The organism is Ensifer oleiphilus (genome assembly GCF_013371465.1).
Lineage (GTDB): Bacteria > Pseudomonadota > Alphaproteobacteria > Rhizobiales > Rhizobiaceae > Ensifer > Ensifer oleiphilus.
In genome coordinates this window covers 1,095,626-1,116,644 of sequence record NZ_JABWDU010000002.1, presented here as the reverse complement: position 1 = coordinate 1,116,644, position 21,019 = coordinate 1,095,626, and the positions used below count along the sequence as shown (strand labels likewise).

Sequence of the window (21,019 nt, the reverse complement as noted above, 5' to 3'; positions counted from 1 at the left end):
CCGGTTCCCGTTCAAGTATCCCGGTTGGGCCGACGCTTCTTGCCCGTGCCAAGCAAGGCACCAATGGCCAGGGCCGTGCCGACAGCGATGAGTGGCTGCTTGCGCAGAATGCTGGTTGCGGCCAGCATCGTCAGATTGGTTCGCATCATCGATCGGCGGCGGCGCTCCTCGGCAAGCTGCCTGTCCCGCCCTTGCAGGGCGATCATCACGATGATGAGGATGAGGGCCGTCAGGATCAGGGCTGCGGCGATCGACGCGGCGGCGATCACGGGCGAATAGGTGGCGCTGAGATAGAGTGCGATTGCAATCAGCGCGAAAATGTAAGCTGTGACAAGCAGCACGGCTACGACGGCGCAGAGCGCGGCGTTGCGCTTGAAACGGGATGCGGTGGCGCCGATGTCGGCGGCCAGCAAGGCGGACAGGGCAGCCCCAAGTGGACCCATGCGCTTCTACTCCTGAAAGACGTCAAAACGGGTGGGACGCGTGTGGCGTTCCCACCCTGTTCCGTGTTGGCCTGGCGCTCGCCTAGCGCCGCAGCAGGGCGGCGGCGATGAGGCCGATCAGCGCTGCAGTGCCGAGCGTTGCGAAGGGATGCTCGCGGACCGCATTGCGCAGCTGCTTTTCCGTGCCGGCGTATCGGCTACGCAGATCGCCCAGCAATTCCTCGCCAGTTGCAAGCAGATCCTGAAGGCCGGCTTCGGCCTGTTCGCGCGCATCGTGGGCCTTGCTGCGTGCCTGTTTCGACGCATCGGCGCCGCGATCGGCAAGCAGTGCCACCAGCGCTGCCATATCGCCTCGCAGTTCGCTGAGCTGATCTTCGATGGAGATGTCCGAGAGCGCACCGTTGCGCTTGCTCGACCGTGAACTGGAACCTGAGAAGAGGCCTGAAGCCATGATTGGTCTCCTTTTCGCTGCAACGCCGGCCGAGGTCGACCGGCGTGATCTTCTTGAGCGGGCATGGCAAATTCATTGCCACGACCGGCACTTCAGGGAGAACAACGCACGAGTGCGCAAATTGTTTCGATAAATCTTGAAGTTGGCGCGATTTCCGCCATGCGGTCAGAGCGTGGCCGTCTGCGGCAACACGAAGGGCACGCCGGCTGCCGGCATGGCGCTGACCTGCATCCGGCAGCCAAACACTGCCTCCATCGTCTCGTCCGTCAGCACATCGCTTGGCGCGCCGCTCGCCCGGATCATTCCAGCTTTCATCATGATCATCCGGTCGGCGAACATCGCCGTCAGGTTGAGGTCATGCATGACGGCGATGACGCCGCCGCCTTGCTCACAGAACCGGCGCGCCAGCTGCATGATCGTCAGCTGGTGACGGATGTCGAGGCTCGAGACCGGCTCGTCGAGCAGGAGGTAACGTGGCTCACCATCGGCGACCGGGTTGGAAATCTGGCAAAGGACGCGCGCCAGCTGCACGCGCTGTTGTTCGCCGCCCGAGAGCTCCTGATAGAAGCGGCCGGCAAAGCCGCCGAGATCGACAGCTTCGAGCGCATCGGCGGCGATGCGATCATTGGCCTTTGCATCGGCGGTCGCGCCCGCAGTCAGACCCAACCGCACCACTTCGCGCACCGTGAAGGGAAATGAAATCACGGTCGATTGCGGCAGCACTCCGCGCTTCAGCGCAAGTTCCCAGGGTTTCAGGCCCTTGAGATTGCGGCCGTTGATGCTGACCGAACCGCTTTCCGGCGGCAATTCTCCGGAGATCGCCTTCAGCGTCGTCGTCTTGCCGCAGCCGTTCGGCCCGACAATTGCGGTCAGCGCACCCGGCGCTGCCTCAAGCGAAATGCCATGGATGACTTGGCGGCCGCCCAAGCGGACGGAAAGGTTCGATACGGTGATCATGGTTTCGTCTCACAGCCCCATGGTCGTGCGACCGCGCAGCAGGATCCACAGGAAGAACGGTGCACCGATGAAGGCGGTGACGATGCCGATCGGCAGCTCGGCGGGTGACGCGATGGTGCGGGCGATCATGTCGGCCAGGATCAGCAAGGTTCCGCCCAGGAGCGCCGATGCCGGCACGAGATAGCGGTGATCCGGGCCGATGACCAGGCGCAGGAGATGCGGCACGACGATGCCGACGAAGCCGATGCCGCCGCTGACCGCAACCGACGCACCCGTTGCCGCGGCGACGCTGACGATGGCGATGTTCTTCATGCGCTGCACCGGGATGCCCATATGGAAAGCGGCAGCTTCTCCGAGCGTGATGGCGTTGAGGCCGCGCGCCAGGAAGGGCGTGACGGCGAGCGACAGGAGAATGATCGGGGCTGCGGCGGCGATCTTTGTCCAATTGGCGCCGGCAAGCGAGCCGAGACCCCAGAATGTGACATCGCGCAGTTGCTTGTCGTCTGCCATGAAGATCAGGACGCCGGTGAAGGCGCCGGTGAGCGCACCGAGCGCGATGCCGGCGAGAAGCAGCGTCGCAACCGATGTCTGCCCGCCACGCGTGGCAATCCGGTAGAGCAGGAGCGTGGTGACGAGGCCGCCGACGAAGGCAGCGATCGGCAAGGCGTAAAAGCCAAAGAGCGCAAACAGCGGGCCGAACACCGCCGAACCGAGCACGATCAGGAGGACGGCGCCGAGGCTCGCGCCGGAGGAAACGCCGACGAGGCCGGGATCGGCCAGCGGGTTGCGGAACAGCCCCTGCATGACGACGCCGGAGACGGCGAGCGACGCGCCGACGAGCATGCCGAGCACGGCGCGCGGCAGCCGGATGTCGAGAATGATGATGCGATCGCGAACGCTCAGGACCTGGTCGGCATCGTTTGCACCCACGAGCCAGCGCACGACATTGGATAGCGACGCATCGGCAGCGCCGGTCATGATCGAGCTGACAAAGGTTGCGGCTGCAAAGACGACGAGCAGCACAATGACGACGCGCGCCAGTCGCGCGCGATTGCCGGACTGCCATTCGGCCCGGATATCAGCAGCAAGGGCGGTCAGGCGCATGCCGCGGTCCAATGCCTCACTGCGAGGCATTGGCCTTCTTCCCGTAAATTGCGGCATTGAGTTCGCGGATGGCGCCTGCCGTGCGCGGGCCGAAGCCGAGTAGATGCAGGCCGTCCATGCGGATCAGCGCCTTTGTCGTGGCGGCCGGCGTCAGGCTCAGCGACGGCAAGGCGAAGAGTTCGTCCGCCTTGGCGCTGTGCTCGCCGCCGCGATCCATCATCAGGATGACGTCGGGCTTGGCTTCGATGATCGCCTCGTCGGTCAGGGCCTTGTAGCCGGGGAATTTTCCGGCGGCATTGACGGCGCCGGAAAGCTCGATGATGCCGTTGGCAGCCGTGCCGCTGCCCGAAGCCATGATCTTGCCGCCCTGGGTGCTGAGCACGAAGAGAACGCGCTTGCGCTCGCCTTCCGGGCGCTTGGCACCATCGGCAATCGCCGCAGCAAGGTCGGCTTCCACCGACTTTGCGAGCGCTTCGGCCTTGTCGGGCACATTGAGGAAGGTACCGACCGAGCGGATCTTTGCGGAGATGCTGTCCTTGTCGAAAGTTTCCGGCACGCTGGTAAAGGCGATATTGGCTTCCTTCAGGATGGCAAGCGCCTCCGGGGGGCCGCTGCCTTCGACGGCGACGATGGCGGTCGGGTTGACCGCGATGATGCCTTCGGGGGCGAGTTGACGCATGTAGCCGACGTCGGGCAGCTTGTTTGCGGCTTCGGGATAGGTGCTCGTCGAGTCCCGGCCGACAAGGCGACTCTCCTCGCCGAGCGCGTAGATGATCTCGGTGATCGCGCCGCCGACCGAAACGACGCGCGAGACGTCCGGCTTCTCGATGCTTTCTGCCATTGCCGGACGGATGAACGACGGCGCGCCCGGCGCCACGGCGGGCAGCAGGAAAGGAGCGGATACTGCAAAGGCGGCCAAAGCCAGCTCCCAGCGGCGAAGGCGGCGGAAGTCGAGACCCTTGATCATCACGCTTTCCTTAAGCTGCGACGGTGGTGTCGAGGCGCGCCAGGCCCTCGGCGATGTCGCGCCACTCGGGACGCTCGGCAAAACCTTCCTTACGCTTGCCGAAGAACTGGATGATCATCTCGCCCTTGGCGTCGAGCGCCTCGATCGAGGTGACGTGCCCATCGGCGGTCGGTTTGCGCACGGCCCAAAGCTCGGCGATGTGGTCGGTGCGCAGGTGAAGGTGGAAGGTCGGGTCCATGACGTTGAGCCAAGGGCCCATCGGGGCAATCTTGGCGACCGGGCCAGAATGGATCTGGATCATGCCGCGGTTGCCGACGAAGCACATGATCGGCAGTTCGATCACGGCGCTTTCGCGCATCATGGTCTCGACGCTCGAAGGGTCAAGGCGCCAGGCGAAGTCGTCGCCGATATGCTGAAGCGCTTGGCGGCGGCCGATCTTCAGCTTGCGCAGCAGGCCGTGGAACTGGTGCGTGTCGGTCATCTTGGCCCAGCGGTCGCGCAGCTCGGTGACGTCGACGACGTTTTCCGGCTTGTCGTCGCCAGCTGGCGTGCTGGCGTCGGCAACAAAGGTTTGTGCCTGGTCGTCGAGGCGGAAGTCTTCGACGATCTTGTCGTAGGCGGCGACATTCGACGCCGGGCGCAGATGCAGCTTGTGCACGGCATTGCCCCACTTGTCGAAGAACTGCAGGCTCTTGCGCGCTTCGCCGCTGTCGTCGGTCTTGGTCACCGCGAAGGCATGCGCCCAGGCGCTCGGGAAGACGCGCAGGTCGATCTGCTCACCGAGCACGATGCTGGCCATCTCGCCGGTCGTGATCTTTTCGTAGACGCCGATCTTTTCGTGCACGGCGCTCTCGTTGCGGGTGAGGGCCATGACTTCGCCCAGTTCCTCGGCGCGCAGCAGGAAGCGATTGGCGTCCGCATCGATGCGCACGGCGGTCAAACCACATTCGGCGGCCACGAGGGCCGCTTCCGAAACGCCGAGCTGAGCCGCAATGTCGCGCTCGCGCATTTTCGGGTTCTCGGCGCGGTAGGCACGGATTTCGGACGGGGTGGGACGGAGGCTCTCGGTCATTGTCATTCGCCTATTTGTTCAGGATCAGTTTGCCTTGGCGGGTGATCTTCATGCGGTAGATCGCGCCGTCGTGGGAAATGAGGATCTCGTTTTCACCGCGAAACAGGTCGCGGCTTTCGACGACCCGCTGGACACGCTGCGCGGATGCCGCAGGTTGCGAAAGTCGCGCATAATCGGTGTCGTCAGCTGTCACGGTTCGGTCGTCTCTAGATGGCGGGCGGCGGCTTTTTTCCCGCATTTCCTGCCGCGCAATTCGTTTACTATCTTGACTTCATTACTCATATTTCTTTATGGACGCAATACCGGATCGCCACACTCAACTTAAATGCTCCGCGCTTGTGGACAGATGGCGACGACTTCAACGCTCCCTAAGGTTCGGAGCGCCGATCGCGAGTGGTATTAGAATGATGCACCTTTCACGTATGGTTGTTCCCGTTGCTTTTGCCCTGACACTTTCGGCAGGCGCTGCCGTGGCTCAGGACGCTGCGTCCGCCGGCGCGCTCAACATCGAACTCAACGAAGTCGCGCCGTCGCAGAAGGGCTGCAAACTCACCTTAGTTGCCGGCAATGCGTTCGTGCAGAATCTCAGCAAGGTGTCGTTCGAGTTCGTGATCTTCGACCAGAAGGGCCTGGTCGAGCGCATGGTAGTGCTCGACTTCCGCGACCTGCCTGCCGGTAAGACCAAGGTTCGCCAGTTCGATCTGCCGGGTACGAATTGCGAGGCGGTGAAGAGCCTGCTGATCAATGACGCGCCCGCCTGTGTCGGCGATGGTGTTGAGGGCGATGCCTGCATGAAGGCACTCAAGACCGGTTCGAAATCGGCGGTCGAACTCAAGGGCTGAGGTCGGGTTTTCGCATTGAGTACTGCGTTTGCGTCGCGGTTCGCGGCGAAGGTTGGGCTAAGATGAAGCATACCATCAAATGGATCGGCGCAATCGCCTTCTCGCTCGTGGCGCATGCCAGCGGCGCGATGTACCTTGCCTCGTCCGCGCCGGAGCAGCCACTGGACCTGATCGCTGGTGGTGCCGAGTTTGAGGTCGCCATTCTCGGAGACGCCTTCGAGGAGACTTTGCAGTCCGGAGATCCGGCGGAAGTCGTTGAGCCAACTGAAGATGTTCCCGACGAAGTCAAGCCGGAGGAGATCACCCCGGTTGAAGATGTTACGTCGACAACGCCGGAGATTACCGCTGAGCAGCCGCATGATCTGATCGCCACCGAGGCCGACGTCATCCTGCCCGCAGAACAGGTTCCCACCCTGCAGGTCGCCGAAGCTGTTGTCACCGCCAGCGTCGCGCCGGTCGAGACAATCGTCCCGGAGGAGAAGCCTGAGATCCAGGAGCCGAAAAAGGAGAAGGTTGAAAAACCCGAACCCAAGAAGGAGCCGGTCAAGAAGAAGAAGGTCACCAGGAAGAAGACGGGCGACAAAGGGGAGCAGGCCCAGAGTCAGGTCAAGGGTAAGCTGGATGGCGACGTCAACGGCAATTCGGCAGCGGCAACGGGCAAGAACCGTTCGTCCGCCGTCGGAAACGCAGACATGTCGAATTACAACGGTAAAGTGCGCGCGAAGATTAACCGTCGATACAAGCTTCCCTCCGAGGCGCGTCGCCAGGGATTGTCGGGAACGACGACGGTGAGCTTTACTGTGCTCGCGGACGGCGGTGTTTCGCGCGTCAGCATCGCCGGGAGCTCAGGGTCGCCGGTTCTGGACACCGCCGCTCTTGAGGCAGTCCGTCGCGCTGCGCCATTTCCAGCCATTCCCGAGGGGGCCGGGAAAAATGCGATACCGTTCACCCTGCCGATTCAGGCAAGTGTCCGCTAACTAAGGCGGGTCGGCGGCAGCGCTGCCGGTTGGGCGCGAGAGCTATCAAATTTTGCTGCGCAAATATGATTATAAAACTCATGTTTATACTTTACTCCGAATATCAAGTTTTATAAGTTGCCGCCGTGACGCAACCGAACGGTGTGTGTCGATCCCGATGCGATCGGTTGCCATGAGGGTAGCCGACGCAGCAATGAGGCGGAGAAGATTGCATGCGCGGCAAGCGTCACCACAATGCGGCCAAGAACGGCAAGGGTCGTTCCGGCTCCGAACGGACAGAGGTCCGCGAAGAGGCAGAGGTTAGCAAGACGACACTCGAAGGCCGCAGCTTTCTCTATGTCGGCGGGCGCGACTGCCAGGTGGCGCATCTGCGTGAAATCGCCAGCTCCTTCGGCGCCGAACTGCTTCATCACGACGGCGGCTTGCGCGAGGCGGTATCGCGCATCGACCGCGTTCTTCCCTCCGTCGACTGTGTCTTCTGCCCGATCGATTGCATCAGTCACGATGCATGTCTTCGCGTGAAGACCGGCTGCAAGAAGTGGGGCAAGGCCTTCGTGCCCTTACGCAACGGCTCGAAGTCGAGCCTTGAGCGGGCGCTGCAGGACCTCACCAATAGCCGCAACGATTAGAACCACCCAAAAATACGACGCGCGGCGACGGCAAGCGGCCGCCTGCGCGCCTGGAGATTTTTCGACATGATTGAAGACAGTCCGGACAAGTGCATGATGATCGGCCTGCACAAATTGGCAGCGCAAAATGGCGACGGGTTCGTGCCCGAACTCTACGAAGTGCTGACGCGGCGTTCGCGCATGCTCGAAGAAAACCCCAACGTCACCGAGTTCCCGTCCTGGGAAACGCGCCGACCGGGCCGCGATCCTTTCGGGCTTGCAGAGCCGCAGGAGGCCACTATTGTTGCCTTCCCGCGAGCGGCCAACGAGCCTGCTCGCAAGAAAGACAGCGCATAAGAGGCAGGCCATGTTCTACGCAATGAACCGTTTCCGTATCGCTATTGGCCAGGAAGAGGCATTCGAAGCCATCTGGAAGGGCCGCGATTCAAGCCTTGCGGACATGCCGGGCTTCCTCTCGTTTCATCTTCTGAGGGGCGAAAGCGTGCCGGAGGAGGGCTATACGCTCTTCGTGTCGAATTCGACCTGGAAGGACAAGGATGCCTTCTCCGCCTGGACGAAATCGGAGAACTTCCGCGCAGCCCACAAGAATGCCGGCGACAACCGCGCGATGTATCTCGGCCCGCCGAAGTTCGAGGGATTTTCCGTCGTCGAAGGCGCCTGATCGCAGGCGCCGCGAGCGGCCTTTAAGCGTTACGGCGCCTTCTTTGGAAGGAAGGCGCCGAGCGAAATGGCAAGCCAGCCGGCCATGATCGTCGTGCCGCCGAGCGGCGCCGACATCGGAAACAGGCCCTGTCCGCTCATGTGGCGCATGGCGAGGTCGGCTGAAAACAGCGCCGTTCCAAAAGAGATCAGCAAGGCTGCGACTGGTGCCGTGCGAAAGCTCGGCCAGGCCGCATAAAGTGCGACGAGCGCCGGGGCGTGAGCCAGGCACATGGCCGAGATCCCGGCAAGCAGCCTGGGGTCGGGGCCATGGGAAGCGCCGGCGGCGCTGACCACTCCGGCAAGTCCCATCAAGCCGGCGACAAAGAGTGTCGTTGCGCGCAATCCACTGGTCGACATGTCAGGTTATTCCTTGTTCTGCATGTGCAAGGCGAGGCGGGTGATCGGGTCGAGGATGATCTGCCGCAGCTTCGGGTGCTCTACCGTTTCTTCGAGCGCGCGGGTAAAGCAGAGCAGCCATTCGTCGCGCGCCTGCGGTCCGATCTCGGCTACGAAATGCCGGCGCCGCAGCATCGGATGGCCGCGCTTTTCCACATAGATCGGCGGACCGCCGAGCCAGCCGGTCAGGTATTCGTAGAATTTTTCCTCGCTGCCCGAAAGATCCGGCGGATGAACCGCACGGCAGCGCGCTGCTTCCGGCAACGTATCCATCAGCTCGTAAAAGCGATGGGTCAGCGCGCGCACCGTCGGGTCGCCGCCGATCGCTTCGTAGAGGGTCGTCGTTTCCTGTTCTGCCATCGCCGCTTCCTTCGTGCCTTTGTCCTAGCCCGCGGTGGCTTTGCGGACAACGGCTTTCCCCAATCGAATTTGCGGCGTTTCGGCGCGGTGAAGCGCTTCAGTCTTGACAAACCGTCCAGACGGTATCTTTATAGCGACATGACAGAAGCCCATCGCCGCAAGAAGCAACCCGAGCAGGTCCGCCAGCAATTGCTGGAGGTGGCCGCGCGCCTGTCGCATGAGCAGGGGGTGGCAGGCATAACGCTGGATGCTGTGTCGCATGCGGCCGGCGTCAGCAAGGGTGGGCTGCTGCATCATTTCCCCAACAAGTCGGCGCTGCTCGATGGGTTGTTCGACGATCTCGTCGCGCGTTTCGATGCGGCGATCGAGGCGGCGATGGCAGGGGATCCGGTCGCGCAGGGGCGCTTTACCCGCGCCTATGTCGACGTGTGCTCGAAGCTCGATCCTGAGACAGACGTGCCCGGCTGGCGGATGCTGACGATCGCGCTGATTGCGGAGCCGAACCTGAAGATCCGCTGGCGTGCATGGGTCAACCGTCGGACTCAGGAGTTTGCGGAAACGGATGCGTCGCCCAACTGCGTGCTCGCCAGGTTTGCCGCGGACGGTCTTTGGCTCGCCGACCTGATGCAGAGCCATGACCTCGATGCTGCGGCCCGCATCGCGCTGGCCGAAAATCTCAAAGCGCTTTTGGCCACATAGGTCGGATGGAGACGAAAATGAACCCCACCATGCTCTATGCCGTCCTGGTCGTCGCGATCGTCTTCGAGGTGCTCGGCACCTCGGCGATGCAGGCGGCACAGCATTTTACCCGGCTGGTGCCGACAGTGACGATGGTCGTGTGCTATGCCATCGCCTTCTTCTTCCTGTCCTATACGTTGCGCTACATCCCTGTCGGCATCGCCTATGCGGTGTGGAGCGGTCTCGGCATCGTCTTGATTTCTCTCGTCGGATACTTCGCTTTTGGCCAGAAGCTGGACCTTGCGGCCATACTCGGCCTCGGGCTCATCATCGCCGGCGTGGTCGTGCTCAACGTCTTCTCCAAGTCCACATTCCACTGACAATTTCGCCGCCGACATCCGGCCACCGACGTCCGCCAGGCCAAAAAGCACTTGCAAAGGCGTTTGCGCATGACTAGTTCTATAAATTGAAACCGCTTTCAATTTTAACAGCTGCGCATAAACGGGAGTTTGCCGATGCCAATCGGGACAGTCGTGTGGGGCGAGAACATCCATGAGCAGACCAACGAGGTCGTGCGGAACATCTATCCCAATGGGATGCACAACACGATTGCGGCGGCGCTGAACACCGACGTTTCGATCGAGGCGACGACGGCGACGCTGCAGGAGCCCGAACATGGCCTGACCGAGGAGCGTCTGGCCAGGACCGATGTGCTTCTGTGGTGGGGGCACAAGGATCATGGTGCGGTCAGCGACGAGGTGGTCGAGCGCGTCGCCAAGCGCGTCTGGGAAGGCATGGGCCTGATCGTTCTGCATTCCGGTCACTTCTCGAAAATCTTCAAGCGGCTGATGGGCACGCCCTGTGCGCTCAAGTGGCGCGAGGCAGGCGAGCGCGAACGGCTCTGGGCCATCAATCCGCGCCACCCGATTGCCGAGGGGATCGGGGAGAACTTCGTACTCGAAAACGAAGAGATGTACGGCGAGCAGTTCTCCGTGCCGGAGCCACTGGAGACGGTATTCATCTCCTGGTTTGCCGGCGGCGAAGTCTTCCGTTCGGGCCTGACCTGGCGTCGGGGCGCTGGAAACATCTTCTATTTCCGCCCGGGCCACGAGACCTATCCGACCTATCATGACGGCAATGTCCAGAAGGTGCTGCGCAATTCTGTGAAGTGGGCCTACAACGCCGACAACCGCTACACCGCGATCCACGACGCACCGAATGTGCCGGTGGAAAATGCTCTGGAGCCGATCGTCGAGCGCGGCCCCAAGCTGCATGAGGCCGGCGAAGCCGGGTACAGGTGATCGGCATGCGTCTTCTTGTTGTTGGAACAGGCGGCATGGCCAACAGCCATGCCGAAGCCTTCGCGGGGATCGAGGGCGTAGACATGGTTGGGGCGGTCGATGTCGACCCGACACGCGCCAAGGACTTTGCCGAGAGACACGGCATCGCCAATACCTTCACCTCGCTTGACGAGGCGATCGCCTGGGGTGAGTTCGATGCGGCGACGAACGTGACGCCGGACAAGGCGCATCACCCGACGACGCTGGCATTGCTTGCTGCCGGCAAGCATGTGCTGTGCGAAAAGCCGCTCGCGGAAAACTACGCCAAGGCCGCGGAAATGGCCGATGCGGCGGAGCGATCCGGCCTCGTCACCATGGTCAACCTGACCTATCGCAACGTCGCGCCGCTGCAGAAGGCGAGGGCGATGGTGCTTGCCGGTGACGTCGGCCAACTGCGTCACCTCGAAGCGTCCTATCTGCAAAGCTGGCTCGTCTCCAAGGCCTGGGGCGACTGGGCGACGGAATCGCAGTGGCTCTGGCGCTTGTCCACCAAACACGGTTCGAACGGCGTTCTCGGGGACGTCGGCATCCATATCCTCGATTTTGCCGGTTATGGCGCCGGCACCGATGCCGAGCGGATCTTCGCGCGGCTGAAGACCTTCGACAAGGCGCCGGGAAACCGCATCGGAGAATATGACCTCGATGCCAATGACAGCTTCGTCATGACGGCCGAATTCGGCAATGGCGCCATGGGCGTGATCCATGCCAGCCGCTGGGCGACCGGCCATCTCAACGAGCTGCGCCTACGGCTGCACGGCGACAAGGGCGCGCTCGAAGTGGTCCATACGCCCGATGGCTCGACGCTTCGCGCCTGCCTGGGCTCCGATGTCGAGACGGCAACCTGGCGGGATGTCGATGCCGGCACGGTGCCGACCAACTATCAGCGTTTTGCCGCCGCGGTTCAGGACGCCAAGACGGTCGAGCCGGGCTTCCGCCATGCCGCGAACCTGCAGAAGGTGCTGGACCTGGCGCTGGAGACCGAAGCCGAAAGGCGCGAACTCTCGGTCTGACAACGCTTCAATTCGGAGGCGGCGCGGTGGAGCTGCGCATGACCAGTTCCACCTGCCAGACCTGGCGCAGATCGGCCGCTGGCGTGCCCTGAAGAAGATCCAGAGCCATCTCGGCGATCCGCGTTCCCGCAGCGCGGATCGATGATCGCGTGGTGGTGAGCGTCGGGATCAGGTTCTCGGGGCTCAGATACGGAAAGACGTCGTCATGGGCGATCAGGGAGATGTGTTCGCCGACCGTCATTCCGGCGCTGCGGATGGCCCGCATGGCACCGAGCGCCGACATCATCGAGCCGGCCAGCACCGCCGTCGGCCGGTCTTCCTGTGCCAAGAACCCCTGCATCAGGCGAAAGCCCATCTCGTCGGTGAAGTCGCCATTGCCGAGCAGGTTGGGATCGATATCGATGCCGCGCGAACCTAGCGCCGCCGCATAACCATCCTGCCGGTGTTCGGTAAAGGTGTAGCCGCGATGGCCGTTGACGAGCGCGATGCGGCGGTGGCCGAGTGCGGTCAACAGCTCGGTTGCCTGGCGGATCGCGCCGAAATTGTCGATGTCGAGAAAGGCGAAATCGCCTGCAGTCCCGGTTCGCCCATGCAGGACGAAAGGCAGCCGCAGCTCGGCAAGCAGGGCGATGCGCGGATCGTCGACCGCGGGCGAATGCAGGATGACCGCATCGACGCGCTTGCTGGCGGCAAGCCGGCGGTAGGTCGAAAGCTCCGCTTCGCGCGTGTCGACGGTCGAGAGCAGGATATCGACATCAGCCTGTTGCAGCCGGCTGCCGAGTCCGCCCATGAACTCGCTGGTGTGCGGGCCGAAATCGCCGCCGCCGCGAAAGACGATGCCGATGGTGCCGACGCGTCCAGTCGCCAGCCCGAGCGCGCTGGTATTCGGTCGGTAGCCGAGTTCGGCTGCCGCCTTCAGCACCCGTTCGCGCGTGGTCTTCTTGACTTCCGGATAACCGCTGAGCGCGCGGCTGACCGTCGTTTGAGACAGCCCCAGCTGGCCTGCGAACTCCTTGAGATTCATTTCATTTTCCCGTTGCCCCAGGGTCAATCCTGACCCGATAAAGCATAGCCTAGCGGGCCTTGCCGACGCAACAAGGAGTGGTCTCAGGGGGCAACGGTCGAGCCGACGGTGTTTTCCACCGATTGCCCAAGACGGCGGACCTGATTGCCGTAGTTGGCGCGGGTGCGCGGATCGAAGATCATGATCGGCGTGGACACCGCGACGCTTGCGGCGCTGCCGACGGTCTGGGCGGTGCCGAGCGCCACTGCGCCGACGCGCTCACCGAGGCCGACGTCGGAATCGGTCACGGTCTGTCCTGCGATCAATCGGTTGCCAAGCAACTGCACCACCTCGGGGCTTTCGGCGAATTTGCCGTGGTTCAGCTTGTCGCCGCCTTTGAGCGCCGTCAGGTCGAGGACGGTGATGCCGGCTGTTTCCAGCTGGGTGCGATAGGGCTCGACCGTCGGGTCGATCTGCCCGAGGCGGTCGATGTTCCCGGAAATCCGGCGCGAAAGGTTGAGCGCGCGGTCGTCGCGCGAAACGAACAGCGTGAACTTCGGCCGCGCCTTGCCCATCGCCTGGATCTGCTTGCCGAAAACGTCGACATCGAGATCGGGGGATGCGAGGATGACGTCTGTAATCTTCGGCGCGATCCGGCCATCGCGGATTGCCATCTGTCTGAGCGCCTCGACCGTCACCCAGGATCCCATCGAGTGGGCCATGACGGTGATTTCGCCGACCTTCGGATCGCGTGACGCCCGGCGCAGCAGGTCTTCCAGCGCGTCACGGGAGTAGTTGGTGCTTTCCTTGTCGTAATTGTAGTCGAAGACGCTGGCACGGGACGGCCAGGTGAAAATCACCGGCGCGACATCCGTTCCTGAATCGTGGACGATCTGGGCGTAGCGATAGACCGCGTCTTCGTAGCGGTTGTTGAAGCCGTGAACGAAGATCAGCACGCGCCGGCTCTTCGGTAGATTGCCCTTCAGCCAGGACTGGGCATCCTCTTTGCCCTTCAGCGGCGTTACGCTGACGGTAGAGAACTCGCGTTCGGGATTGGCCGGCAGCTTCTTCGGCCATTGCACCTGACCAACCGTGCGGCTCTTTTCGGGTGGAATGGAAACGACGATTTCCGTGAGGGAGAGTTCATCTGCACGTTCACCGCTGAAAAGTACGCCGGGCTCGGTCGAGGGCGCGCGTGTGGTGGCGACCAGCAGATCGACTTCCGAGGCGCCGCCGGCCGTTCCCGATGGAACGAGTACGCCGACGGGGCGGCTGGCGCAGGCTGTAAGAACGGATGCCAGGACCAGCATGGTAGCAACGCGGCCCACTTGGCCCGGTCGGCCTGCCCAAGAAAACAAACGCAGCAACAAAACCCCCAATGCCGCATCATGCGGCGTGCCGATCCATAACCCCGGACCCGGCCAGTCTCATGCCCTACAAATGGCAGAAATTCTGCCCCCGGCATAGCTTTTCAGCCTGTTCACGCCCTCTCTGACGGCACACATGCGGCAAACATGCAACATTTCGCGACAGCGGGCATTGGGTAAAACCCCTCAATATCAATTGAAAAGGGATCTGCGTTTCAATAGCATCCGATCTTTCCTCCTTCGGTGCGGCATTCGATGCTTCATCCGATCTCCCTGAAAACATAAGGAAATCCGGAATGCAGGCGGTTTTCGATGGCCATAATGACGTGCTTCTGCGGCTATGGCAGAATGCGCGCAAGGGAGGCGACCCGGTTGGCGAGTTCGTCGCCGGCACCGACAAGGGGCACATCGATGCGCCGCGGGCGAAAACCGGCGCCCTGATCGGCGGCCTCTGCGCGATTTACGTGCCATCAGGCGATCTCGTGCTGGCGGGGCCGGACGCGAATGGCCACTACGCCACGCCGCTCTCCGCGCCGCTCGAGCATCTGCCGTCGCTGGCCGTCGCCGTCGAGATGGCCGATATCGCCGTCCGTCTCGATCGGGCCGGTGCCTGGAAGCTTTGCCGTTCGACCGCCGAGATCCGCGATGCGGCCGGGCAGGGCACCTTTGCTTCCGTCCTGCACATGGAGGGCTGCGAGGCGATCGGTGCCGATCTGTCGTCACTCGAAACGTTCTACGCCGCCGGCCTGCGTTCGCTCGGACCGGTCTGGAGCCGCCACAACGCATTTGCCCACGGCGTGCCCTTCGCCTTCCCGATGTCGCCCGATACCGCACCGGGCCTGACCGAGGCCGGCTTCGAGCTGGTGAAGGCGTGCAACCGCCTGGGCATCCTCATCGATCTCGCACATATCACCGAAAAAGGGTTCTGGGACGTCGCCAAAGCGAGCGACCAGCCGCTGGTTGTCAGCCACTCGAACGCCCATGCACTGACTGCCGTTGCGCGCAACCTCACCGACAAGCAGCTCGATGCTGTCAGCGAAAGCAAGGGCCTCGTCGGCCTCAACTACGCAACCACGATGCTGCGCGCCGACGCACAGGAAAACGCCGCGACGCCGCTTTCCGACATGGTTCGCCATATCGACTACATGGTCGAGCGCATGGGGATCGACTGCGTCGGCCTCGGCTCTGACTTCGACGGCGCGACGATCCCCGAAGATATCGGCGATGCGGCGGGCAATCAGAAGCTCGTTGCGGCACTTAAGAGCGCCGGATATGGTGACGCCGAACTGGCAAAGATATGCCGGGAGAACTGGCTGAGAGTTCTGGGGCAGGCTTGGCACGAGGCCGCCTGAACCCATGAAGAAGGGCCCCGAAAGGGGCGCAAACGAGGGAACTGCAAAAAATGATGCACAAGCTCAATGGACGTCTTCGTCTTCTGACCGCTTCGGCGGCGCTCGCCATGGTGATGGCCGCGACCGCGCCGGCCTTTGCCGAAACGCCGAAGGACACGCTGGTCGAAGCCTTTGCGATCGACGACGTCATTTCCATGGATCCGGGCGAAGCCTTCGAGCTGACCGCGGCCGAAATCACCGGCAACACCTACAGCATGCTGGTGCGCCTCGACATCAACGACACCACCAAGGTTGTCGGTGACCTCGCCGACAGCTGGACCGTTTCCGACGACGGCCTGACCTATACGTTCAAGCTGAAGTCCGGCCTGAAGTTCGCCTCCGGCAACCCGGTGACGGCTGCTGATGTCGCCTGGTCGTTCGAACGCGCCGTCAAGCTCGACAAGAGCCCCGCCTTCATCCTCACCCAGTTCGGCCTTACCGGCGACAATGTGACGGAAAAGGCCAAGGCCACCGACGACACGACCTTCGTCTTCACCGTCGACCAGCCCTACGCGCCGAGCTTCGTCTTGAACTGCCTGACCGCGACCGTCGGCGCCGTGCTCGACAAGAAGCTGGTGCTTGAAAACGTCAAGCCGGTCACGCCGAGTGACGAGTACAAGTACGACAACGACTTCGGCAATGAATGGCTGAAGACCGGCTACGCCGGCTCCGGCCCGTTCAAGCTGCGCGAATGGCGCGCCAACGAAGTCATCGTTCTCGAGCGCAACGACAACTACTATGGCGAGCAGGCCAAGCTTGCCCGCGTCATCTATCGCCACATGAAGGAAAGCTCGGGCCAGCGCCTGGCGCTGGAAGCCGGCGACATCGACGTCGCGCGCAACCTGGAGCCGGGCGATTTCGACGCCGTCGCAAAGAATGGCGACCTTGCCACGACGAATGCACCGAAGGGCACCGTCTACTACATCAGTCTCAACCAGAAGAACGCCAACCTTGCCAAGCCTGAGGTGCGCGAAGCCTTCAAGTATCTGGTCGACTATGATGCGATCGGCTCGACCCTCATCAAGGGCATCGGCGAGATCCACCAGAGCTTCCTGCCCAAGGGCGTTCTGGGTGCGCTCGACGAGAACCCCTACAAGTTCGACGTTGCCAAGGCGAAGGAACTGCTGGCCAAGGCCGGTCTTGCCGACGGCTTCACCGTCACCATGGACGTGCGCAACGGCCAGCCGGTCACCGGCATTGCCGAATCCTTCCAGCAGACGCTTGGCCAGGCCGGCGTGAAGCTGGAGATCATCCCCGGCGACGGCAAGCAGACGCTGACGAAGTATCGTGCCCGTAACCACGACATGTATATCGGTCAGTGGGGCATGGACTATTTCGACCCGAACTCGAATGCCGAAACCTTCACCGCCAACCCGGACAACTCCGACGAAGGCAAGAACAAGACGCTTGCCTGGCGCAATGCCTGGGACGTTCCGGAACTGACGAAGAAGACCAAGGCTGCCCTGCTTGAGCGTGACAGCGCCAAGCGTGCGGAAACCTACAAGGAACTGCAGAAGACGGTGCTGGGCGAAAGCCCGTTCGTCATCATCTTCCAGCAGACCGAAGTCGCCGGCTACCGCGGCAACGTCAAGGGCCTGAAGCTCGGCCCGAGCTTCGACACCAACTTCGTTGCAGGCATCTCGAAGGAATAACCCGAAAGGATAGTTCCCTTGAGCATGAGCGGAACAGAACGGATGGGCGGGCGCCGACGCGCCCGTCCGGCGAAGATCATGGGCGCCGTGTTGCGGTTCCTCGTGATCGTCGTCACCACCTATCTCGGCCTTCTGGCCGTGACCTTCTTCATCGGCCGGGTGATCCCGATCGACCCGGTGCTCGCCGTCCTCGGCGACCGGGCGCCGACGCATGTCGTCGAAAGGACGCGCGAGGCGATGGGGCTGAACCTGCCCCTCTATCAACAATTCTTCATCTATGTCCGTCAGGCGTTGACCGGCGATTTCGGCATCTCGGTGCTGACGACCAATCCCGTCATGACCGATATCCGCCGCGTCTTCCCGGCGACCATGGAGCTTGCAACGCTCGGCACCCTGATCGGCGCCATCTTCGGCGTGCCGCTCGGCGTTCTCGCCGCCGTCAAGCGCGGCAGCATCGCCGACCAGATCGTGCGCGTCATCGGCCTCGTCGGCTATTCCGTGCCGATCTTCTGGCTGGCGCTTCTGTCGCTCCTGGTGTTCTACGCCCGGCTGAAGTGGGTCGCCTATCCCGGCCGCATCGACATCGTCTTCGAATACACGTTTACGCCGATCACCGGCTTCTACCTGTTCGACGCGCTCTGGCAGCGGCAGTGGGACGTGCTGTGGGATGTCTTCCGCCACATCATCCTGCCGGCGTCGCTGCTCGGTTATTTCTCGCTCGCCTATATCAGCCGCATGACGCGCAGCTTCATGCTGAATGAGTTGCAGCAGGAATATATCGTTGCCGCCCGCGCCAAAGGGCTTTCGGAGACCCGCATCATCTGGGGCCATGCGCTGCGCAATGCCGCCGTGCCACTCGTCACCGTGATTGCGCTTTCCTATGCCGGCCTGCTCGAGGGGTCGGTCCTGACCGAAACCGTCTTCGCCTGGCCGGGCCTCGGCCTCTACATCACCAATTCGCTGCAGAATGCCGACATGAATGCTGTTCTCGGTGGCACCATCGTCATCGGTTCGGTCTTCATCGGCATCAATCTCCTGTCCGATCTTCTCTACCGGACGCTTGACCCGAGGACGCGCCAGCGATGAGCACCGTCACAGAAACTCGCCCGATGACACGCCGCGAATGGCTGTTGTCCGACCGGCCGCAATCGCGCACGCAGGCGCGCCTCGGCCGTGCCTACATGACCTGGCAGCGCTTCTCCGCCAACAAGCTGGCCGTTCTCGGCCTGCTCATCCTGCTGGCGCTGGTGTTCGTCGCCGCCTTTGCCAACGTGCTGGCGCCGCATTCGCCCTATATCGGCGACCTCGCCAATGCCCGCCTGTTGCCGCCGGGCACCGAGGGCTACCTGCTCGGCACCGACGATCTCGGCCGCGATATTCTTTCCCGGCTGATCCACGGCTCGCGGTTGACGCTTGCCGTCGTGCTGCTTGTCGCGATCATCGCGGCACCGGTCGGCCTTATCGTCGGTGCGATCGCGGGCTATGCCGGCGGATGGGTCGATGCGGTGCTGATGCGCATCACCGACATCTTCCTCGCCTTCCCGAAGCTGGTTCTGGCCCTTGCCTTTGTGGCGGCGCTCGGCCCCGGCATTGAGAATGCCGTCATCGCCATCGCCATCACCTCCTGGCCGCCCTATGCGCGCATCGCGCGCGCCGAAACGCTGACGGTGCGCAACTCCGACTATATCGCCGCCGTGCAGCTGATGGGCGCGTCGCCGACGCGTATCGTCTTCCGGCATGTGATGCCGATGTGCATGTCGTCGCTGATCGTTCGCGTCACGCTCGACATGGCCGGCATCATCTTGACGGCTGCGGGCCTTGGCTTCCTTGGCCTTGGCGCACAGCCGCCGCTTCCGGAATGGGGCGCGATGATCGCATCCGGTCGCCGCTTCATCCTCGACCAGTGGTGGGTTGCCACAATGCCCGGCATCGCGATCCTGATTGTCAGCCTCGGCTTCAACCTGCTCGGCGACGGCCTGCGCGATGCGCTCGACCCACGGGAGAGCGGACAATGAACCCGCTTCTGACCGTTGACGACCTCAAGGTCTCGTTTCCGACCCGCACGGGCGTAATCGAAGCCGTGCGCGGGGTCTCCTTCACGCTCGGCCGCGAACGCCTCGGCATTGTTGGCGAGAGCGGTTCCGGCAAGTCGCAGACGGGCCGTGCGATCATGGGACTGACACCGGCGCATGCGCGGGTGACTGCCAAGACGCTTTCCTTCGAAGGCATCGACCTGCTTTCGGCCGCGCCGAAGGTGCGGCGGGATCTCAGAGGCAAGCGCATCGCCATGATCCTGCAGGACCCGAAGTATTCGCTGAACCCGGTGATGAGCATCGGCCGGCAGATCGTCGAGACATTGACGCGACACGAGAAGGTCGGCCGTGCGGAAGCGCGCGAGCGGGCGCTCGACATGCTGGAGGCGGTGCAGATCCGCGATCCCGGCCGCGTCTTCGACCTCTATCCGCACGAGGTCTCGGGCGGCATGGGTCAGCGCGCAATGATCGCGATGATGCTGGTGGCAGGGCCTGAGCTTCTGATCGCCGACGAACCGACGTCGGCGCTCGACGTGACAGTCCAGCTCGAAGTGCTTGGTATCCTCGACAAGCTGGTTTCCGAGCGCGGCATGGGCCTGATCTTCGTATCGCACGACTTGAGGCTGGTGTCGTCGTTCTGCGACCGCGTCATCGTCATGTATGCCGGCAAGATCGTCGAGGAACTTGCCGCGTCGGATCTCGCAAATGCCAAGCATCCCTACACCCAGGGCCTGTTGAACTGCATGCCGGCGATCGGCTCCGATCGCCATCCCCTGCCGGTTCTCGATCGCAAACCGGAGTGGGCCCTATGACGACCGCCACCGTATCCACTGAAAATCTTGTCGTCACCTATGACGAGTTCAAGGCGCTGGACGACGTCAGCATCGATGTCGCGCCCGGCGAATCCTTCGGGCTCGTCGGCGAGTCCGGCTCGGGAAAATCGACCCTGCTTCGTGCGGTCGCCGGCCTTGCGCCGGTGACGTCAGGCAAGATCCGCGTGCATGATCGCGTGCTTGTCGGGAACCGCCGCGACAAGGCGTTCTATCGCGATGTGCAGATGGTGTTCCAGGACCCTTACGGTTCGTTGCATCCACGCCAGACGATCGACCGGCAGCTGCTCGAACCCCTGGCTATCCACGGCGTTGCCGATGGCGAACGCCGCATTCTGAAGGCGCTCGACGAAGTCGGCCTCGGCTCGGGCTTTCGTTTTCGCTACCCGCACCAGCTGTCCGGCGGCCAGCGCCAGCGCATTGCCATTGCCCGGGCACTGATCCTTGAGCCGGCGATCCTGCTGCTCGACGAGCCGACCTCGGCACTTGACGCCTCGGTTCAGGCAGAGGTCTTGAACCTGCTCGAACAGGTCCGGCGGGACCGCAAGCTCACCTTCATCATGGTCAGCCATGACCTTGGCGTTGTTACCCACATGTGCGACCGCCTCGCCGTGATGCAGAACGGCCGGGTGGTCGAGCGATTGTCATCGGCCGACCTGGTCGCCGGACGGATCGGCGAGGACTACACCCGCAACCTGATGGTTGCGAGCAAGGGCTTCCAGCGCAAGGGCGCTGCCGCCTGACATTGAGCCACCCGTCGCGCCGAAACGGAGCGACGGGTGGTCAACGCGTGTTTCGTGAGAGAAACGTGGGCA

The 21,019-nt window shown here is 62.9% G+C and carries 26 protein-coding genes; 15 read left to right on the top strand and 11 right to left on the bottom strand.

Annotated elements, in window-relative coordinates; genetic code table 11:
- Positions 1 to 11: 11 nt before the first annotated feature.
- The 7 genes from HT585_RS12135 to hemP form a co-directional block, all read right to left on the bottom strand.
- The gene (locus HT585_RS12135) at positions 12 to 443 is read right to left on the bottom strand and encodes a hypothetical protein (RefSeq protein WP_176353116.1); all 432 of its coding nucleotides are present in this window, start codon (positions 441 to 443) and stop codon (positions 12 to 14) included.
- Positions 444 to 525: 82 nt separating this feature from the next.
- Positions 526 to 894, bottom strand: a complete 369-nt coding sequence (locus tag HT585_RS12130; RefSeq protein ID WP_176353115.1) for a DUF883 family protein — start codon at positions 892 to 894, stop codon at positions 526 to 528.
- Between the two features lie 165 nt (positions 895 to 1,059).
- Positions 1,060 to 1,851 carry a heme ABC transporter ATP-binding protein gene (locus tag HT585_RS12125; RefSeq protein WP_176353114.1) on the bottom strand — a complete coding sequence of 264 codons (792 nt, stop codon included), beginning with the start codon at positions 1,849 to 1,851 and terminating at the stop codon, positions 1,060 to 1,062.
- 9 nt (positions 1,852 to 1,860) lie between these two features.
- Entirely contained in the window at positions 1,861 to 2,985 is a 1,125-nt protein-coding gene (locus HT585_RS12120; protein WP_176353113.1) for a FecCD family ABC transporter permease, read from the bottom strand.
- Positions 2,972 to 3,922 carry a heme/hemin ABC transporter substrate-binding protein gene (locus HT585_RS12115; RefSeq protein ID WP_176353112.1) on the bottom strand — a complete coding sequence of 317 codons (951 nt, stop codon included), beginning with the start codon at positions 3,920 to 3,922 and terminating at the stop codon, positions 2,972 to 2,974. The genes HT585_RS12120 and HT585_RS12115 overlap by 14 nt, the downstream gene beginning before the upstream one ends.
- 10 nt (positions 3,923 to 3,932) lie before the next feature.
- Positions 3,933 to 4,994, bottom strand: coding sequence for a hemin-degrading factor (locus HT585_RS12110; RefSeq protein ID WP_176353111.1), 1,062 nt, complete (start codon positions 4,992 to 4,994; stop codon positions 3,933 to 3,935).
- 10 nt (positions 4,995 to 5,004) lie between these two features.
- Positions 5,005 to 5,232, bottom strand: a complete 228-nt coding sequence (hemP, locus tag HT585_RS32075; RefSeq protein WP_210270374.1) for a hemin uptake protein HemP — start codon at positions 5,230 to 5,232, stop codon at positions 5,005 to 5,007.
- A gap of 169 nt (positions 5,233 to 5,401) precedes the next feature.
- Here hemP and HT585_RS12100 point away from each other — a divergent pair, with 169 nt between their 5' ends.
- From HT585_RS12100 to hmuQ, 5 genes are all read left to right on the top strand, one after another.
- Positions 5,402 to 5,836 carry a hypothetical protein gene (locus HT585_RS12100; protein ID WP_246707668.1) on the top strand — a complete coding sequence of 145 codons (435 nt, stop codon included), beginning with the start codon at positions 5,402 to 5,404 and terminating at the stop codon, positions 5,834 to 5,836.
- A gap of 62 nt (positions 5,837 to 5,898) precedes the next feature.
- Positions 5,899 to 6,813 (top strand): energy transducer TonB family protein, encoded by a 915-nt coding sequence (locus HT585_RS12095; protein WP_176353109.1) that lies wholly within the window; start codon positions 5,899 to 5,901, stop codon positions 6,811 to 6,813.
- A gap of 212 nt (positions 6,814 to 7,025) precedes the next feature.
- Positions 7,026 to 7,442 (top strand): DUF2325 domain-containing protein, encoded by a 417-nt coding sequence (locus tag HT585_RS12090; RefSeq protein ID WP_176353108.1) that lies wholly within the window; start codon positions 7,026 to 7,028, stop codon positions 7,440 to 7,442.
- Positions 7,443 to 7,508: 66 nt separating this feature from the next.
- Entirely contained in the window at positions 7,509 to 7,778 is a 270-nt protein-coding gene (locus HT585_RS12085) for a hypothetical protein (protein WP_176353107.1), read from the top strand.
- A 10-nt stretch (positions 7,779 to 7,788) separates the two neighbouring features.
- Positions 7,789 to 8,103: a heme-degrading protein HmuQ gene (hmuQ, locus tag HT585_RS12080; RefSeq protein WP_176353106.1), complete on the top strand. Its 315-nt coding sequence runs from the start codon at positions 7,789 to 7,791 to the stop codon at positions 8,101 to 8,103.
- Positions 8,104 to 8,132: 29 nt separating this feature from the next.
- On the opposite strand, the gene HT585_RS12075 is transcribed toward hmuQ, so the two are convergent.
- Both HT585_RS12075 and HT585_RS12070 read right to left on the bottom strand, forming a co-directional pair.
- The gene (locus HT585_RS12075; protein ID WP_176353105.1) at positions 8,133 to 8,501 is read right to left on the bottom strand and encodes a DUF423 domain-containing protein; all 369 of its coding nucleotides are present in this window, start codon (positions 8,499 to 8,501) and stop codon (positions 8,133 to 8,135) included.
- A 6-nt stretch (positions 8,502 to 8,507) separates the two neighbouring features.
- Positions 8,508 to 8,900, bottom strand: a complete 393-nt coding sequence (locus HT585_RS12070) for a globin domain-containing protein (protein ID WP_176353104.1) — start codon at positions 8,898 to 8,900, stop codon at positions 8,508 to 8,510.
- A 138-nt stretch (positions 8,901 to 9,038) separates the two neighbouring features.
- Between HT585_RS12070 and HT585_RS12065 the strand changes: the two genes are divergently transcribed.
- The 4 genes from HT585_RS12065 (at position 9,039) to HT585_RS12050 (ending at position 11,928) form a co-directional block, all read left to right on the top strand.
- Positions 9,039 to 9,599 carry a TetR/AcrR family transcriptional regulator gene (locus HT585_RS12065; protein ID WP_176353103.1) on the top strand — a complete coding sequence of 187 codons (561 nt, stop codon included), beginning with the start codon at positions 9,039 to 9,041 and terminating at the stop codon, positions 9,597 to 9,599.
- A gap of 17 nt (positions 9,600 to 9,616) precedes the next feature.
- Positions 9,617 to 9,958: a DMT family transporter gene (locus HT585_RS12060; RefSeq protein ID WP_176353102.1), complete on the top strand. Its 342-nt coding sequence runs from the start codon at positions 9,617 to 9,619 to the stop codon at positions 9,956 to 9,958.
- Between the two features lie 135 nt (positions 9,959 to 10,093).
- Entirely contained in the window at positions 10,094 to 10,879 is a 786-nt protein-coding gene (locus HT585_RS12055; protein WP_176353101.1) for a ThuA domain-containing protein, read from the top strand.
- Positions 10,880 to 10,884: 5 nt separating this feature from the next.
- The gene (locus HT585_RS12050) at positions 10,885 to 11,928 is read left to right on the top strand and encodes a Gfo/Idh/MocA family protein (protein ID WP_176353100.1); all 1,044 of its coding nucleotides are present in this window, start codon (positions 10,885 to 10,887) and stop codon (positions 11,926 to 11,928) included.
- Between the two features lie 7 nt (positions 11,929 to 11,935).
- Here HT585_RS12050 and HT585_RS12045 read toward each other — a convergent pair whose 3' ends face one another.
- On the bottom strand, positions 11,936 to 12,952 hold the full coding sequence (locus HT585_RS12045) for a substrate-binding domain-containing protein (RefSeq protein ID WP_176353099.1): 1,017 nt from the start codon (positions 12,950 to 12,952) through the stop codon (positions 11,936 to 11,938).
- An 83-nt stretch (positions 12,953 to 13,035) separates the two neighbouring features.
- Complete coding sequence (locus HT585_RS12040; protein ID WP_176353098.1) at positions 13,036 to 14,241, bottom strand: alpha/beta hydrolase; 1,206 nt, start codon at positions 14,239 to 14,241, stop codon at positions 13,036 to 13,038.
- Between the two features lie 353 nt (positions 14,242 to 14,594).
- Between HT585_RS12040 and HT585_RS12035 the strand changes: the two genes are divergently transcribed.
- From HT585_RS12035 to HT585_RS12010, 6 genes are read left to right on the top strand one after another with little or no spacing between them, the layout of a single operon-like run.
- Positions 14,595 to 15,650, top strand: a complete 1,056-nt coding sequence (locus tag HT585_RS12035; protein ID WP_176353097.1) for a dipeptidase — start codon at positions 14,595 to 14,597, stop codon at positions 15,648 to 15,650.
- A 50-nt stretch (positions 15,651 to 15,700) separates the two neighbouring features.
- A complete protein-coding gene (locus HT585_RS12030) occupies positions 15,701 to 17,341 on the top strand; it encodes an ABC transporter substrate-binding protein (protein WP_176353096.1) in 1,641 nt (546 codons plus the stop codon).
- 42 nt (positions 17,342 to 17,383) lie between these two features.
- Positions 17,384 to 18,427: an ABC transporter permease gene (locus tag HT585_RS12025; RefSeq protein WP_112810653.1), complete on the top strand. Its 1,044-nt coding sequence runs from the start codon at positions 17,384 to 17,386 to the stop codon at positions 18,425 to 18,427.
- Entirely contained in the window at positions 18,424 to 19,356 is a 933-nt protein-coding gene (gene nikC / locus HT585_RS12020; protein WP_176353095.1) for a nickel transporter permease, read from the top strand. Before HT585_RS12025 ends, nikC begins: the two co-directional genes overlap by 4 nt.
- Positions 19,353 to 20,186 (top strand): ABC transporter ATP-binding protein, encoded by an 834-nt coding sequence (locus HT585_RS12015; RefSeq protein ID WP_176353094.1) that lies wholly within the window; start codon positions 19,353 to 19,355, stop codon positions 20,184 to 20,186. The genes nikC and HT585_RS12015 overlap by 4 nt, the downstream gene beginning before the upstream one ends.
- A complete protein-coding gene (locus HT585_RS12010; RefSeq protein ID WP_176353093.1) occupies positions 20,183 to 20,947 on the top strand; it encodes an ABC transporter ATP-binding protein in 765 nt (254 codons plus the stop codon). The genes HT585_RS12015 and HT585_RS12010 overlap by 4 nt, the downstream gene beginning before the upstream one ends.
- Positions 20,948 to 21,019: the final 72 nt, after the last annotated feature.